The organism is Alishewanella sp. SMS8 (assembly GCF_030737935.1).
In the GTDB taxonomy this organism is placed as follows: Bacteria; Pseudomonadota; Gammaproteobacteria; order Enterobacterales; family Alteromonadaceae; genus Alishewanella; species Alishewanella maricola.
The window spans coordinates 1,043,915-1,057,889 of record NZ_JAPJEA010000001.1 but is presented as its reverse complement, the minus strand read 5'-3'; the positions used below and the strand labels follow the sequence as shown (position 1 = coordinate 1,057,889).

Sequence of the window (13,975 nt, the reverse complement as noted above, 5' to 3'; positions counted from 1 at the left end):
TGTGAGAATATTTAGTTTTAACGAACCTCTCAATTTCATGCGCTTTAAGATGCCAGCACTGATGCTGTCTATCGTGTTACTGCTAAGCTCGTTTGGCTTGTTGTTCACAAAAGGCATCAATTGGGGGCTGGATTTTACCGGCGGTACGGTTATCGAAGTGGGTTACACCCAAAACGCTGATCTGACCCAAGTGCGTGCCATTTTAGCCGAACGCGGTTATGCCGATGCGGTAGTGCAATATTTTGGCTCAAGCCAAGACGTTGCGATACGTATTGCACCAAGAGAAGGGGTAGAGCAAAGCCGGATCTCGAATGAGATTATGGCGGCGTTATCCGAAACCTCTGCTACGCCGATTGAAATGCGTCGTATTGAATTTGTTGGTCCTTCAGTGGGTGACGAATTAAAAGAGCAGGGTGGCTTAGCCATGCTGACGGCGTTAATTGGTATCTTGTTGTACGTGGGGATGCGCTTTGAGTGGCGCTTGTCATTAGGCGCCGTATTAGCGTTGGGACACGATGTCATTATTACCTTGGGTCTTTTCTCCTTGTTACAACTTGAGTTTGACCTGACGGTACTGGCGGCGATTCTAGCGCTGATTGGTTACTCAATTAACGATACTATCGTGGTGTTTGACCGGATCCGGGAAAGTTTCCGCAAATTACGTGATAGCACGCCGGAAGAAACCGTCAATGACGCAGTAACCTCAACATTAAACCGTACGGTTGTTACGTCGTTAACCACGATTATTGTATTGATTGTGTTGTTTTACATGGGTGGCGCCTTGATCCATAACTTTGCCACTGCACTGTTATTTGGTATCGCCATTGGTACTTACTCTTCTATCTTTGTGGCCAGTGGTATTGCGGTACAACTGGGCTTAAACCGCGATGATATGTTACCACCACCACCACCTGAGAAAGAAGGTGAAGGTACCGAACCGTTAATGTAATTTCGCGAAATCTGTGTTAAAAATGCCAGTCAATGACTGGTATTTTTTATGGGTAAAATATGAGTAAGCAACATGCTGCAGGCTTTATCGCACTGGTTGAAGCCGCCAAACAACAGATCAAAGAAATCAGTATCGATGAGCTTTTAGCTCATGAACAGCCATATGTATTGTTAGATATTCGAGAAGATCACGAATGGCAACAGGGGCACTTTCCTGAAGCGATGCATCTGGGCAAAGGGATTATTGAGCGTGATATTGAGCAAACTGTTGCCGATAAAAAACAAAAAATTGTACTGTATTGTGGTGGCGGTTATCGCTCGGCTTTAGCGGCGTTAACCCTGCAGCAGATGGGCTATCAACAGGTGTTCAGCTTGGCGGGTGGGTTTCGTGAATGGCAAGAGCGTCAGTTACCGCTGATTAAGCCTTTATGATTAAGCCTTGAATGCATGCCATGGCGCAGCATACACTGTCGCCATAGCCTGTGTTTTAGCGTTACTCGGCAATTTGCTGTGATGCTGGCGAGGGGGCTTGGCCTGATGCCAGACGTAACATTTGTAAGTCTTTGCCACTAGGGTGCTGGTAAACACTTAATCCAAACTCGGGCAAGATCGCGAACAGATGATCGAAAATATCCGCTTGGATCCCTTCATAGGCAACCCAAGCAATGGTATTGGTAAAACAATAGATCTCCAGTGGCAAGCCTTCTGGGGTGGGCGCTAATTGGCGCGTCATCATGGTCATGTCTTGATGCACATGCGGATGACTTTTTAGATACTGCGTAACATAAGCGCGGAAAGTGCCCAAATTGGTAATACGCCGAGTATTCACCGGCTCGCGACCTTGCTCTTTGAGTTCAGCATTCCACGCCGCAATATCAGCCTGCTTATCGCTAATATATTGAGTTAATAACCGGAAACGACTGAGCTTTTTGATTTGCTCTTCTGATAAAAAATGCACACTTTGTTGATCGAGCATTAAGCTACGTTTAATGCGTCGGCCACCAGAGTCTTGCATGCCACGCCAGTTTTTAAACGGATCGGTCATAAAGCGGCGTGTTGGGATAGTCGTGATGGTTTTATCCCAGTTTTGTATTTTTACCGTATGTAAGGCGATATCAATAACATTACCATCGGCATGCAGTTGTGGCATTTCAACCCAGTCACCCACGCGGATCACGTCGTTAGAGGAGATTTGCACACTGGCCACTAACGATAAGATGGTGTCTTGGAAAATCAGCATCAGTACTGCGGCCATCGCACCCAGGCCAGACAGTAAAATCAAAGGTGAGCGGTCGAACAACGAGGCAATCATCAAAATCACCGCAACCGCGTAAATCACAATTTTCAGCAGTTGGATATAGCCTTTAATCGGCTTACTGCGTGCATCTTCGCGTCGGGCGTATAAAGAGTTAATCAGCGTTAACAGATTACTCAGCGCAATAGCGATAGTCAGCACAATAAAGGCGTTAGTCACGTTAATGGTAACCTGCACCAGCAGTTCGGGTAAAAGCGGTACGCGATTGACTAAGGTCGATATAACCAGCGCAGGAACCACATTGGAAAGCCGATTAACAAAACGAAAATCTAAGCCGCGTTGTTCACACTGACTTTTCTTTAAACCTAATAAACTGAAGACGCTACGTAGCAGAATATGCTTAACCAAAAAATTGGCTAGCCAAGAAAGTGATAATAGAATCGCGATGCCTAACCACATGGCAAGGTGAGGATTGGCCTCTGACCAAGATTTTATGGTAGCGATGGTGGTAATAAGTTCTTGCATGCTAAACCTTTTACTGGCTGAGATAAGGGGGCTAAAGCGTCCAGCTTAGTCAGGCTTTGCGTAGGCCTGTGAGCAGTGCAGTGATGCGCAAGTAGATTATCCGCTAGCATCAGCGCTGTGGCGATGGCCGCACAGCGCTGGGCGTGTAACTTATTTTGCTAACGTTTCTGACAGGTGTGGCCGCATGCCTTTTACCATAGCTTGCAATACTTTTGGGCTGGCTGCAACAATGTTGCCGCTTTTCATGTGGTTATTGCCACCAGCAAAATCACAGACCATACCACCGGCTTCGCGGATGATCAGTTCACCTGCGGCGATATCCCAAGGCTTTAAGCCAATTTCCCAGAAACCGTCAAAACGACCGGCAGCGACATAAGCTAAATCTAAGGCGGCAGAACCGGTACGACGCATGTCGGCGCAGTCGGCAAAAAACGCGTTGAAGATTTTGCTGTAGCTGTCTAAATGGTGTTTGGCTTTAAACGGAAAACCGGTGGCTAAAATACTGCCTTGCATATCTGGCAGGTTATTTACCCGAATACGCGTACCGTTTAATTGTGCACCACGACCGCGAGACGCCGTGAACAATTCGCCACGTAGCGGATCGAAAATAACAGCTTGGTCTAGTTTACCTTGATGTTTTAAGGCAATAGAAACGGCAAAGTGTGGAATGCCTTTGATAAAGTTGGTTGTGCCATCCAACGGATCAATAATCCACTGGAATTCACTGTCGTTGTTACCGTAATCGCCATGTTCTTCACCGACAATACCATGGGTTGGAAAAGATTTTTTTAACACCGCAACAATAGCTTGTTCAGCTTCGCGGTCAACGTTGGTAACAAAGTCGTTGCTGCCTTTCTGCAGTTTTTCAACCATGTCGAGCTGGCCACAAGCTCGTGCAATAATATTACCCGCGGTACGGGCAGCACGAATGGCGATGTTTAACATCGGATGCATAGCGATTACCTTATTTTAAAAAGAGCTGTATAAAGAACAATCAAAAGAGCGGCGCATATTGTAGCGGCTGCTTGAAAAAAGTAAAGCATTTGCCTCGGTGTTTCTTAATTTGTCTGTTGCAGTAAAAGGTTAAAAACGTGATAAATTGCTGGGGTTGTTCAGATAATATTCAGCCAGTAACCGCAGAATAAGCTTATGCTTGTTTAAAACCTTTGGGATATCTTGATGAACCTACTGACTCGATTGCTTGCTGTAGCGGCTTTACTCAGTTTAACTGCCTGTGGCGCACTGCATACCAGTGTGGCTAAACGACAGTTAGATGTGCAAACTAAAATGAGCTCAAGTATTTTTCTTGAGCCAGTCGATCCTGAATTACGCACGGTTTATGTTGATATTCGTAATACCTCTGACAAGCCTGAGTTTAATGTGCGCGAAGAGGTGATCTTGACGCTGCGCAGTCGCGGCTATCAAGTCATTGATAGCCCCTCAAAAGCCCACTACTGGTTACAGGCAAATGTGTTACAAGTTGGTCGTAGCAATGCTCGGGATAGTCAAGGTGCGCTTGCTGCTGGCCCAGGTGCGGTTGGTGGCGCAGTAACAGGTGCGGTGATCCATCGTTCAACAGGGGGGGCTGTTGGCGGTACGGCAGGTGCAGCGGTGGCGGGGGCCGTGGTCGGTACGGTAGTGGATGCCATGGTACAAGATGTTTATTACAGCGTGATCACCGATATCCAAATTATGGAGAGATTTGCTGGCCAAGTACAAGAGCGTTCTGAACATACGTTGTTGCAAGGTGATAGTGGCAGTACTCGGTCTAGTTATTCTCAGCAAACCAATATGCGTAAATATCAAACACGCATTGTCAGTTCAGCTAATCAAGCAAACCTAAAATGGGAAACCGCGGCACAGCCGTTAACCGATGGCGTCGCGCGTGCTTTAGCTGGGCTATTCTAAATGTCGTTGCTTTACAAAGGCGCGATCTTAAGCGGTTTACTGCTGTTATCCGGCTGCGGCGCGCTGCATACCTCCGTGAGTAAGGGCAAGCTTGATGTGCAAATGCGCATGAGCGAAACCATTTATTTGGATCCGGTTGAAGCCGAATTACGCACGGTATTTTTAGATATCCGCCAAACGGCGGCGGAGTATCAACGGCCACTCATGCGCGATGTGGCGTCGTTGTTGACCGCCCGCGGTTATCAGTTAGTCAATACCCCCAGTGCTGCCCAGTATTGGTTGCAAGTGAACATTCGAACCGTATTAAACCAACCACCGCAGCAAGTGCTTCGTGAACAATACGGCATGAGTGAGCAACAAATTGCCGAGTTTATGCGCCCGGGTAGCAGTGTTGTTGCCAATAACACGCCGGCAACGCGCCGTCGCGCGTCTGGCCCTGGTGTAGTTTATGCCGATGCCGGCTTTTCTACTGATCTTGATACCAAAGATGTAGTGCGTGCTTTAGCCGTGGTTGCGGTGATTGTAGGCGCAGAATATGTTGGTAATCAGTTGGTGAAAGATAAATACTTTACCTTGTTAGCCGATATTCAAATTGCCGAGCGAATTGCCCCAGACAGCGATGAGCTTGTGCTTGACCAAAGCGAACAGCGCTTATGGCAAGGGGATAGTGGCCAGTTAGAATTGCTCTGGGAGCAACATACCGATCGGCGTAAGTATCAGGTGAAGTTGCTAGGCTTTGCCAATAAAGCCAATTTAACGTGGGAAGAAGCCGAACCCTCTTTGCATAACGGTATATTACGTTCTTTGGCCGGCATTTTTTAACGGCGTTACGCTCAAAACGTTATCAAAGCCAAGACAACATTATTTCCAATACTGCTCAACTGTAATATTGCCGGGGTTACGCCGCAGGTTTTTGGTTAAACCCATGCCTTCCAATAAGGCTTTAGTGTCGGTAATCATTTGTGGGTTACCACAAAGCATTACCTGTGATTTTAGGTTTAGCAACTGACCGCACTGTTGTTGTAACTGCTGGCTGTTTATTAATTTGGGTATCCTATCTTGCAGGGCACCAGGGGAGGTTTCGCGGGTAACGATCGGCTGATAGTGTAACTGCTCGGGATACTTTGCCACAAAGCTGGCTATCAGGTCTTTATAGGCTAAATCGGCTGCGTTGCTGACACTGTGTACTAGAATAATATGGGCGAAGCGCTGATAAGGTTCAGCGGTGGCTAGCATCGATAAATAGGGGCCTATGCCGGTGCCAGTGGCAATCAGCCACAAGTTGTCGCCGTCAGGTACTTCATCCAGAATAAAAAAACCAGTAGCCGGCTGACTAATACCCAGCGTATCGCCTGGCGTTAATTGCTGTAATAACGGCGATAACAAGCCATCGGCAACGGTGCTGACTAAAAACTCCTGATATTCGCTGTCAGGTGGGTTAACCAGTGAATAAGCGCGCTGAATCCTTCCTTCAGGGCCATCAATGGCCAGTCTGACAAACTGACCGGCAATAAAAGGGAGTGGCCCGGTCTTGGCTTTTAAGCTGAATAAATTTCCGGTCCAGTGAATTGTTTCCGCTATCGTCGCATTTAACCATTGCGCCATGGCGTTCTCCGGTTTACTTTAATTTGATTAGCATAGCAGGTTAACGCAGAGGGTGTAATGGAAACCATCAGCTGGCAAGACTTTGCCAAAGTAGAACTTCGGGTAGGCACCATTATCGCTGTAGACGATTTTCCTGAGGCCCGAAAACCCGCCTATAAACTGCAATTAGATTTTGGCAGCGACATTGGTATCAAAAAATCCAGTGCCCAGATCACTAGCTTATATAGTAAAGCGCAATTATTGGGTAAGCAGGTCATGGCAGTAGTAAATTTTCCAGCTAAGCAAATCGGCCCTATGCAGTCAGAGTGTCTGGTTACCGGTTTTGCCAGAGAAGATGGTGCTATCGTGCTGGTATCAGTAGACAGCCCGGTGCCCAATGGGGCTAAGTTGGGTTAACGCCACTGCTTAACTAAAGAAGCATAGTCACCAATCAGCGCTTGTTGTTGTGGCGTCAGGCTGATATCGGCTTTTATCAGCCAATGGCTTAGCGGATTTGCCACACAACAGCGGTAAGCTGGCTTGTTTGCGGCGCAATGAGAAATAGCTTTGCGCTGGAAGGGGCAGTTCAGGCTAAATTTATGTAAAAATAGCGGGCTACTGTTAATCTGGACTTTGTTCATGTCAGAATATTTATTTGTCTATGGCACGCTTCGCCAACATGCCCCGCGCCGGGCAGCTGGCAATCGTTGCTATCAGTTACTGCAGCAATATGCCAGCCTCGTCGGGCTGGGTGGTTTGCAGGCTAAGCTGTATTTGGTCGATTATTACCCCGGTGCCGTGCCAAGTAACGACCCCGCTTGGCAGGTTGTTGGTGAAGTTTATCAGCTAGCGAAAGCTGCAAATTTACTCACAGAGCTGGATGCCTATGAAGAGTGCGGCCCTGGTTTTGCTAGCCCGACTGAATATCTGCGACTTAAACAACCCGTCACCCTGCAAAATGGTGCAGCGGTTACTGCTTGGGTCTATGTTTACAACCGCGCGACGGATGATTTAAAGCCCATTTTATCAGGTGATTTTACGCTGGATGGAAACTGATCGTGACTTTGGAATAGAAAAGGCCGCTATGCGGCCTTTTTACAGTTAAAGCAGATGTTTAGTGACGGAAATGGCGAACGCCGGTAAACACCATAGCCATACCGTGCTCATCTGCGGCGGCAATGACCTCGGCATCGCGCATTGAACCACCTGGCTGGATCACCGCAGTAATACCGGCAGCAGCGGCAGCATCAATACCGTCGCGGAACGGGAAGAAGGCATCAGAGGCCATGACAGAGCCTTTGACTTCTAAGTTTTCGTCCGCGGCTTTGATGCCTGCGATTTTTGCGCTGTAAACGCGGCTCATTTGGCCGGCGCCGACGCCAATGGTCATGCTGTCTTTCACATAAACAATGGCATTCGATTTCACAAACTTGGCGACTTTCCAGCAGAACAATAAATCTTTTAACTCTTGTTCGGTGGGCTGGCGCTGACTCACTACCTTTAAATCAGCCGCTGTTACAGTAGCTTGATCGCGGTCTTGCAATAAGATGCCACCGTTGACTTGCTTGATATCCACGGCAGCACTGGCGGCAGCAAATTCGCCACAGACTAATAAGCGTACATTCGGCTTAGTGGCAACAACCGCGACCGCAGCAGCGGTGGCGCTAGGGGCAATAATCACTTCGACAAATTGACGACTAACGATTTCTTTCGCCGTGGTGTCATCTAACTCGCGGTTAAAGGCGATAATGCCGCCAAACGCTGAGGTAGGATCGGTTGCATAAGCGCGGTTATAAGCCGCCAGAATGTTTTCACCAATAGCCACACCACAAGGGTTGGCGTGCTTAACGATCACACAGGCCGGTTCGGCAAATTCTTTTACACACTCTAAAGCGGCATCGGTGTCGGCAATATTGTTGTAAGACAGGGCCTTACCTTGCAATTGTGTGGCGCTGGCAACCGATGCTTCATTGGCGCCGGCTTGTACATAAAACGCCGCCGTTTGATGGCTGTTTTCGCCGTAACGTAAATCTTGTTTTTTCACGAATTGGCTATTAAAGGTGCGAGGGAACTTGCTCGCCGGCGCGGTGGGCGTGTCATATGCCGGTAACATGGTGCCGAAGTAATTGGCGATCATGCCATCATATTGTGCGGTATGTTCAAAGGCGCTGATAGCTAAACTAAAGCGCGTAGCATGAGTGGTGGCACCGTCATGTGCTTGCATTTCAGCCAGTACCATCGCGTAATCGTGAGCATTGACAATAATTGTCACGTCTTGATGATTTTTAGCGGCCGCACGCACCATGGTTGGGCCACCGATATCGATATTCTCAATTGCATCCGCCAATGAGCAATCCGCTTTGGCTACGGTGTTAGCGAATGGGTAAAGGTTCACGACAACTAAATCGATAGGGCCGATGTTATTTGCCGTCATCACAGCTTCATCGATGCCACGGCGCGCTAAAATACCACCATGAATTTTCGGGTGTAGCGTTTTAACACGACCATCCATAATTTCAGGGTGGCCGGTGTAATCAGAAACTTCAATTACGGCAATACCTTGCTCGGCTAATAATTTAGCTGTGCCACCGGTAGATAAAATCTCTACTTGCATGGCGCTGAGTGCCTTGGCGAATTCAACAATACCGGTTTTATCAGATACGCTCAAAAGGGCGCGGCGGACAGGACGAAGTGTGCTCATCAGGATTATCTCGTTGTAGCTAAAAGAAAGAGTGACATGGCGTAAGCCGGGCTGGAACAGAGCTTAGCAGCGAAGTTTTACCCTGTTCCAGCTAATAAAAAAGCACCCGAAGGTGCTTGGTAGCAGGGCCGAACCCTGCGGGGCATTACGACATGCCGTATTGTTTAAGTTTCTTACGCAGCGTACCGCGGTTGATACCCATTAAGTTAGCGGCGCGTGTTTGATTGCCGCGGGTATATTTCATCACTTCTTCCAGTAGCGGGCGTTCTAATTCAGATAAAACCAGCTCGTACAAGTCGTTAACATCTTGGCCGTTTAACTGTTGCAGATAGTTAGCAACGGCTTTTTGCGCGGCGTTAGATAAAGCCTGTGGCTTTTCCTGAGTTTGTACGTGGGCGTTAGTAATAAATGGCGAAGTAACGTTCGAATTAAACATTGCTTTTTCTCTTTTACGTTAGGTGGCTGCTAGTTTATGAAAATAGTCATTTAATGCATCAAGCTGCGTTAATGCCAGCTCAATGCCATTGAATTCACTGCGAAAAACTCCTTGTGGATCATGTTCTGCCAAGTACCATCCGACATGTTTGCGGGCGATACGGGCACCGGCGTGTTCACCATACAATTGGTGTAAGCCTTGCACATGCTCCAACAGGATTTGCTGCACTTCTAAAACTGAAGGTGCGGCTAATTTCTGTCCTGTTGCCAAATAATGCACTACTTCCCGAAAAATCCATGGTCGACCTTGAGCTGCACGGCCAATCATCACGGCGTCAGCTCCGGTGTAGTCCAGCACAAAACGTGCTTTTTCCGGGGTGGTAATATCACCATTCGCCATTACTGGTATCGATACCTGCTGCTTAATTGCGGCAATGGTGTCGTACTCAGCTTCTCCTTTATACATACAAGCTTTGGTACGACCATGTACCGCGAGTGCCTGTATGCCATTATCTTCAGCAATACGCGCAATTTGCACGCCATTGCGATTATCCGGATCCCAACCTGTACGGATTTTTAACGTTACAGGAACGTCAACGGCGTTAACCACCGCTTGGATAATCTGTTCAACCAACTCGGGGTACTGCAATAAAGCAGACCCAGCCAGTTTTTTATTTACCTTCTTGGCAGGGCATCCCATATTAATGTCGATAATATGTGCGCCAATCTCGACATTATAACGGGCTGCTGCCGCCATTTGTTCAGGATCACTGCCGGCAATTTGCACCGAACGGATCCCAGACTCCTGACGATGGCCCATGCGATTCTGTGATTTTTCACTCTGCCAGACCAGCGGATTGCTCGACAGCATTTCTGACACAGCTAAAGCTGCACCGAAACGCCGACAAAGCTCACGAAAAGTGTGATCGGTTACTCCAGCCATCGGAGCACAAACTACCTTATTCGCTAACTGATATGGACCTATGCGCACCACTGAATCCAAGGCTCTACCTCCAAGGGGCGCTAAGTTTACGGATTTTTGTCACTAAAGCAAAGGTTATTATTTAAACAAAACCTGCTTTTTTTTGACCTTTCAGGGATTGACATTCCCTAAAAGGCTGAAAAGCCGTGTTTTCTCAAGCTTATGTTAGCGCCAGTGCTGATGTCGATAAAAAGATAATTGTGTTGTTGTTGTTTTTATCACCAATCTAAAATCAACAGCCTGACTGAATAGACGCTGAATTAGACGTTTTTACTGGCGCTTAAACGTACCCATTCTTCTTGTTCGGCAATGGGGTCAAAAGTAAACTCAGCGGCATAGGCATCGATCACGCTTTGTGCTTGGCTTTGCAAGATGCCTGAGAGTGCCAATAAGCCCCCCGGTTTTACATAGGCACTGATAATACTAGAGAGTTCAGCCAAAGGACCGGCTAAAATGTTGGCTACCACCACATCGGCTTGAAGTTGTGGCTGATCTTTAGGTAAGTACAACTCTATTTGATTCAGCACATCGTTACGTTCCGCGTTGGCGCGTGAAGCCATAATGGCTTGTGGGTCGATATCCACGCCAATAACACGGCTGGCACCCAGTTTTAACGCTGCAATACCTAAAATACCCGAGCCGCAACCAAAGTCGACCACGGTTTGACCATGGCTAATGTGTGCGTCAAGCCATTGCATGCACAGTGCGGTCGTTGGGTGAGTGCCGGTACCAAAAGCTAAGCCAGGGTCTAGCATCACATTAACCGCAGTAGGATCAGGGATAGGGCGCCAGCTAGGACATACCCATAGCCGCTCGCCAAATTTGATCGGATGAAAGTTATCCATCCATTCGCGTTCCCAGTCTTTATCTTCTAACTGTTCTAGCTTGTAGCTGACGCCTTCCTTAAATAATGCAGTGCTTTCAAGCTGCGCAATCACTTTTCGCATCGGGTGTTCGGCATCGAATAGCCCCATCACCACGGTATTGGCCCAATAAATCACTTCACCTGGCATCGGCTCGTAAATCGGCGTGTCTTGCGCATCCAGAAAGGTGACCGCCTGCGCCCCCCAGCTCATTAGCATGTCGCTGACCTGTTCGGCTTTCTTTTCAGTGGTCGTGACGCGTAATTGGATCCAAGGCATAGCGGTTCTCTACAAGCGAAAAAAGGCGCTTATTATAGCGCCAGCAACCAGCAGAGATCCAATGAATGCCAAAAGAAAAAGGGCCCGCAGGCCCTTTTCAGTTTCACGTGAGTAAAACGCTGTTATTTAATACCCAATTTCTTTTCCAGATAATGGATATTGGTACCGCCTTTACAGAAACCGGTATCGCGCATAATGTCTTTATGCAATGGAATGTTGGTTTTGATACCTTCCACTAATAACTCGTCTAAGGCATTGCGCATCCGCGCCAGAGCGATATCACGGGTCTCACCGTAGGTGATTAACTTACCGACCATCGAATCATAGTTTGGTGGTACCGTGTAATCAGCATAGATGTGCGAGTCCCAGCGAATACCATTACCACCCGGTGGATGGAAACGCGTGATCTTACCCGGTGATGGGATAAAGCTCACTGGATCTTCAGCATTGATCCGACACTCAATGGCATGGCCACGGATAACGATGTCTTCTTGCTTGATGGTCAACGGCATACCCGAGGCAACACGCAGTTGCTCTTTAATTAAGTCGACACCGCTAATCATTTCGGTAACCGGGTGCTCTACTTGAATACGGGTGTTCATCTCGATAAAGAAGAATTCACCATTTTCAAATAAGAACTCAAAAGTACCGGCGCCACGGTAATTCATCACTTTACAGGCATCGACACATCGGCCACCGATAAAGGCACGCAGTTCAGGGGTAATACCCGGCGCTGGCGCTTCTTCTACCACTTTTTGGTGGCGACGCTGCATTGAACAGTCACGCTCACCTAAGTGTATGGCGTTACCTTGGCCATCAGCTAAAACTTGAATTTCGATATGACGTGGGTTTTCCAGGAATTTCTCCATATACACCATGTCATTACCAAATGCGGCTTTCGCTTCGGCTTTCGTCATCTCGATAGAGCTGACTAATTCTTCTTCAGTACGCACCACTCGCATACCACGACCACCGCCGCCGCCAGCCGCTTTAACGATAATCGGATACCCGATGCGCTTCGCAATCTTCATGTTAACAGCAGCGTCATCGCCTACCGCACCATCAGAGCCCGGCACGCATGGCACGCCGGCTTTTTTCATCGCTTCAATGGCTGACACTTTGTCACCCATTAGGCGGATAGAATCCGGATGTGGACCGATAAACACTAAGCCGCTTTCTTCAACTTGTTGCGCAAAATCAGCGCGTTCAGCCAAGAAACCATAGCCTGGGTGGATCGCTTGCGCATTTGTCACTTCAGCAGCCGCAATTAATGCGGGTATATTTAAGTAGCTTTGCGGTGAAGGTGCTGGGCCAATACAAATGGTTTCGTCAGCTAACAACACGTGTTTTAAATTACGGTCAACAGTCGAGTGTACTGCTACCGTTTTGATACCGAGTTCTTTGCACGCACGCAAAATGCGTAGGGCAATTTCGCCTCGGTTGGCTATCAGGACTTTTTCTAACATTAGTCAGCCTTAATGTTATTCGATAATAAAAATTGGCTGGTCAAATTCAACCGGCTCGCCGTTTTCAACCAAGATTTCTTTTACCACACCCGCTTTATCTGCTTGGATTTGGTTCATCATCTTCATGGCTTCAACAATACATAAGGTGTCACCCACTTTAACGGCTTGACCCACTTCCACGAAATTTTTCGACGTTGGCGATGCAGCACGATAGAAAGAACCCACCATCGGTGATTTCATAACATGACCCGTGACTACTGGTTTTGCTTCCACTGCGGCAGCCGTGGGTGCCGCAGGCGCTGGAGCAGGCGCCTGCATTGGCGCTGGCGCATAATGCATAGGTTGTGGCGCATAATGTTGTGCGGGGCCATGGCGACTGATGCGTACCGATTCTTCGCCTTCAGTAATTTCTAATTCAGAAATGCCAGACTCTTCCAGCAATTCAATTAATTTTTTAATTTTTCTAATATCCATGTCTTTCGCCTGATTGAGTTAGGTTTGATTATGTGAATGTAAATAAGATACTGCCGCGTCTAAAGCATAGTGATAGCCTTTAGCGCCGAGGCCGCAGATCACGCCTCGGGCAATATCGGATAAATAAGAGTGATGCCGAAAGCTTTCCCGCGCATGTACATTAGATAAGTGTACTTCGATAAAAGGGATCGCAACCGCTAACAACGCATCGCGCAGTGCAATGCTGGTATGGGTATAAGCACCAGGGTTAATAATGATAAAATCTTGCTGTTGATAGCTTTGCTGGATGGCGTTGATTAATTCATGCTCAGCATTAGATTGCAGGGCTTGTAATTGCACATCTAAAGAAGCGGCTTGTTGCTGCAGTGCGCTAACAATATCCGCTAAGCTGGCAGCACCATAGGTAGCCGGTTCACGTACGCCCAACATATTTAAATTTGGGCCATTTAACAGTAATATGCGCAAAGTTGCTGCCATCTTTCCCTATCCACTTATAAAATGCTGCTACCACCAACAAACGCCTTGTTTGCTGAAGTTAATGCAGCACTTTAGGGC

17 protein-coding genes are annotated in these 13,975 nt (G+C 47.7%); 6 read left to right on the top strand and 11 right to left on the bottom strand.

Annotated elements, in window-relative coordinates; genetic code table 11:
• The first annotated feature begins 1 nt into the window (after position 1).
• Together secF and ORJ01_RS04850 are read left to right on the top strand one after the other, a co-directional pair.
• Positions 2–949 (top strand): protein translocase subunit SecF, encoded by a 948-nt coding sequence (gene secF / locus ORJ01_RS04855; protein ID WP_226749475.1) that lies wholly within the window; start codon positions 2–4, stop codon positions 947–949.
• A 59-nt stretch (positions 950–1,008) separates the two neighbouring features.
• Entirely contained in the window at positions 1,009–1,380 is a 372-nt protein-coding gene (locus ORJ01_RS04850) for a rhodanese-like domain-containing protein (RefSeq protein WP_226749476.1), read from the top strand.
• 61 nt (positions 1,381–1,441) lie between these two features.
• On the opposite strand, the gene ORJ01_RS04845 is transcribed toward ORJ01_RS04850, so the two are convergent.
• Both ORJ01_RS04845 and suhB read right to left on the bottom strand, forming a co-directional pair.
• Positions 1,442–2,728, bottom strand: a complete 1,287-nt coding sequence (locus tag ORJ01_RS04845; RefSeq protein WP_306177136.1) for a mechanosensitive ion channel family protein — start codon at positions 2,726–2,728, stop codon at positions 1,442–1,444.
• A gap of 150 nt (positions 2,729–2,878) precedes the next feature.
• A complete protein-coding gene (suhB, locus tag ORJ01_RS04840) occupies positions 2,879–3,682 on the bottom strand; it encodes an inositol-1-monophosphatase (RefSeq protein WP_226749478.1) in 804 nt (267 codons plus the stop codon).
• Positions 3,683–3,907: 225 nt separating this feature from the next.
• Between suhB and ORJ01_RS04835 the strand changes: the two genes are divergently transcribed.
• Together ORJ01_RS04835 and traT are read left to right on the top strand one after the other, a co-directional pair.
• Positions 3,908–4,636, top strand: a complete 729-nt coding sequence (locus tag ORJ01_RS04835; RefSeq protein WP_306177135.1) for a complement resistance protein TraT — start codon at positions 3,908–3,910, stop codon at positions 4,634–4,636.
• On the top strand, positions 4,637–5,458 hold the full coding sequence (gene traT / locus ORJ01_RS04830) for a complement resistance protein TraT (RefSeq protein WP_306177134.1): 822 nt from the start codon (positions 4,637–4,639) through the stop codon (positions 5,456–5,458).
• A 39-nt stretch (positions 5,459–5,497) separates the two neighbouring features.
• On the opposite strand, the gene ORJ01_RS04825 is transcribed toward traT, so the two are convergent.
• On the bottom strand, positions 5,498–6,241 hold the full coding sequence (locus tag ORJ01_RS04825; protein WP_306177133.1) for a ferredoxin--NADP reductase: 744 nt from the start codon (positions 6,239–6,241) through the stop codon (positions 5,498–5,500).
• Positions 6,242–6,298: 57 nt separating this feature from the next.
• Between ORJ01_RS04825 and ORJ01_RS04820 the strand changes: the two genes are divergently transcribed.
• Positions 6,299–6,637, top strand: coding sequence for a tRNA-binding protein (locus tag ORJ01_RS04820; RefSeq protein ID WP_226749482.1), 339 nt, complete (start codon positions 6,299–6,301; stop codon positions 6,635–6,637).
• On the opposite strand, the gene ORJ01_RS04815 is transcribed toward ORJ01_RS04820, so the two are convergent.
• Complete coding sequence (locus ORJ01_RS04815) at positions 6,634–6,861, bottom strand: hypothetical protein (protein WP_306177132.1); 228 nt, start codon at positions 6,859–6,861, stop codon at positions 6,634–6,636. The two genes, ORJ01_RS04820 and ORJ01_RS04815, sit on opposite strands and share 4 nt — an antisense overlap.
• Here ORJ01_RS04815 and ORJ01_RS04810 point away from each other — a divergent pair.
• Entirely contained in the window at positions 6,860–7,276 is a 417-nt protein-coding gene (locus ORJ01_RS04810; protein WP_229585280.1) for a gamma-glutamylcyclotransferase, read from the top strand. The two genes, ORJ01_RS04815 and ORJ01_RS04810, sit on opposite strands and share 2 nt — an antisense overlap.
• Positions 7,277–7,334: 58 nt before the next feature.
• Here ORJ01_RS04810 and purH read toward each other — a convergent pair whose 3' ends face one another.
• From purH to aroQ, 7 genes are all read right to left on the bottom strand, one after another.
• The gene (gene purH, locus ORJ01_RS04805; protein WP_306177131.1) at positions 7,335–8,921 is read right to left on the bottom strand and encodes a bifunctional phosphoribosylaminoimidazolecarboxamide formyltransferase/IMP cyclohydrolase; all 1,587 of its coding nucleotides are present in this window, start codon (positions 8,919–8,921) and stop codon (positions 7,335–7,337) included.
• Positions 8,922–9,066: 145 nt separating this feature from the next.
• Positions 9,067–9,357: a DNA-binding transcriptional regulator Fis gene (gene fis, locus ORJ01_RS04800; protein ID WP_068228306.1), complete on the bottom strand. Its 291-nt coding sequence runs from the start codon at positions 9,355–9,357 to the stop codon at positions 9,067–9,069.
• A gap of 18 nt (positions 9,358–9,375) precedes the next feature.
• Positions 9,376–10,347, bottom strand: a complete 972-nt coding sequence (gene dusB / locus ORJ01_RS04795; protein ID WP_306177130.1) for a tRNA dihydrouridine synthase DusB — start codon at positions 10,345–10,347, stop codon at positions 9,376–9,378.
• Positions 10,348–10,598: 251 nt separating this feature from the next.
• Positions 10,599–11,480 carry a 50S ribosomal protein L11 methyltransferase gene (gene prmA / locus ORJ01_RS04790; protein ID WP_306177129.1) on the bottom strand — a complete coding sequence of 294 codons (882 nt, stop codon included), beginning with the start codon at positions 11,478–11,480 and terminating at the stop codon, positions 10,599–10,601.
• A gap of 122 nt (positions 11,481–11,602) precedes the next feature.
• Positions 11,603–12,946: an acetyl-CoA carboxylase biotin carboxylase subunit gene (gene accC, locus ORJ01_RS04785; protein ID WP_306177128.1), complete on the bottom strand. Its 1,344-nt coding sequence runs from the start codon at positions 12,944–12,946 to the stop codon at positions 11,603–11,605.
• A gap of 15 nt (positions 12,947–12,961) precedes the next feature.
• Positions 12,962–13,420, bottom strand: a complete 459-nt coding sequence (gene accB, locus ORJ01_RS04780) for an acetyl-CoA carboxylase biotin carboxyl carrier protein (protein WP_306177127.1) — start codon at positions 13,418–13,420, stop codon at positions 12,962–12,964.
• Between the two features lie 18 nt (positions 13,421–13,438).
• Positions 13,439–13,897 (bottom strand): type II 3-dehydroquinate dehydratase, encoded by a 459-nt coding sequence (gene aroQ, locus ORJ01_RS04775; protein WP_226749489.1) that lies wholly within the window; start codon positions 13,895–13,897, stop codon positions 13,439–13,441.
• Positions 13,898–13,975: the final 78 nt, after the last annotated feature.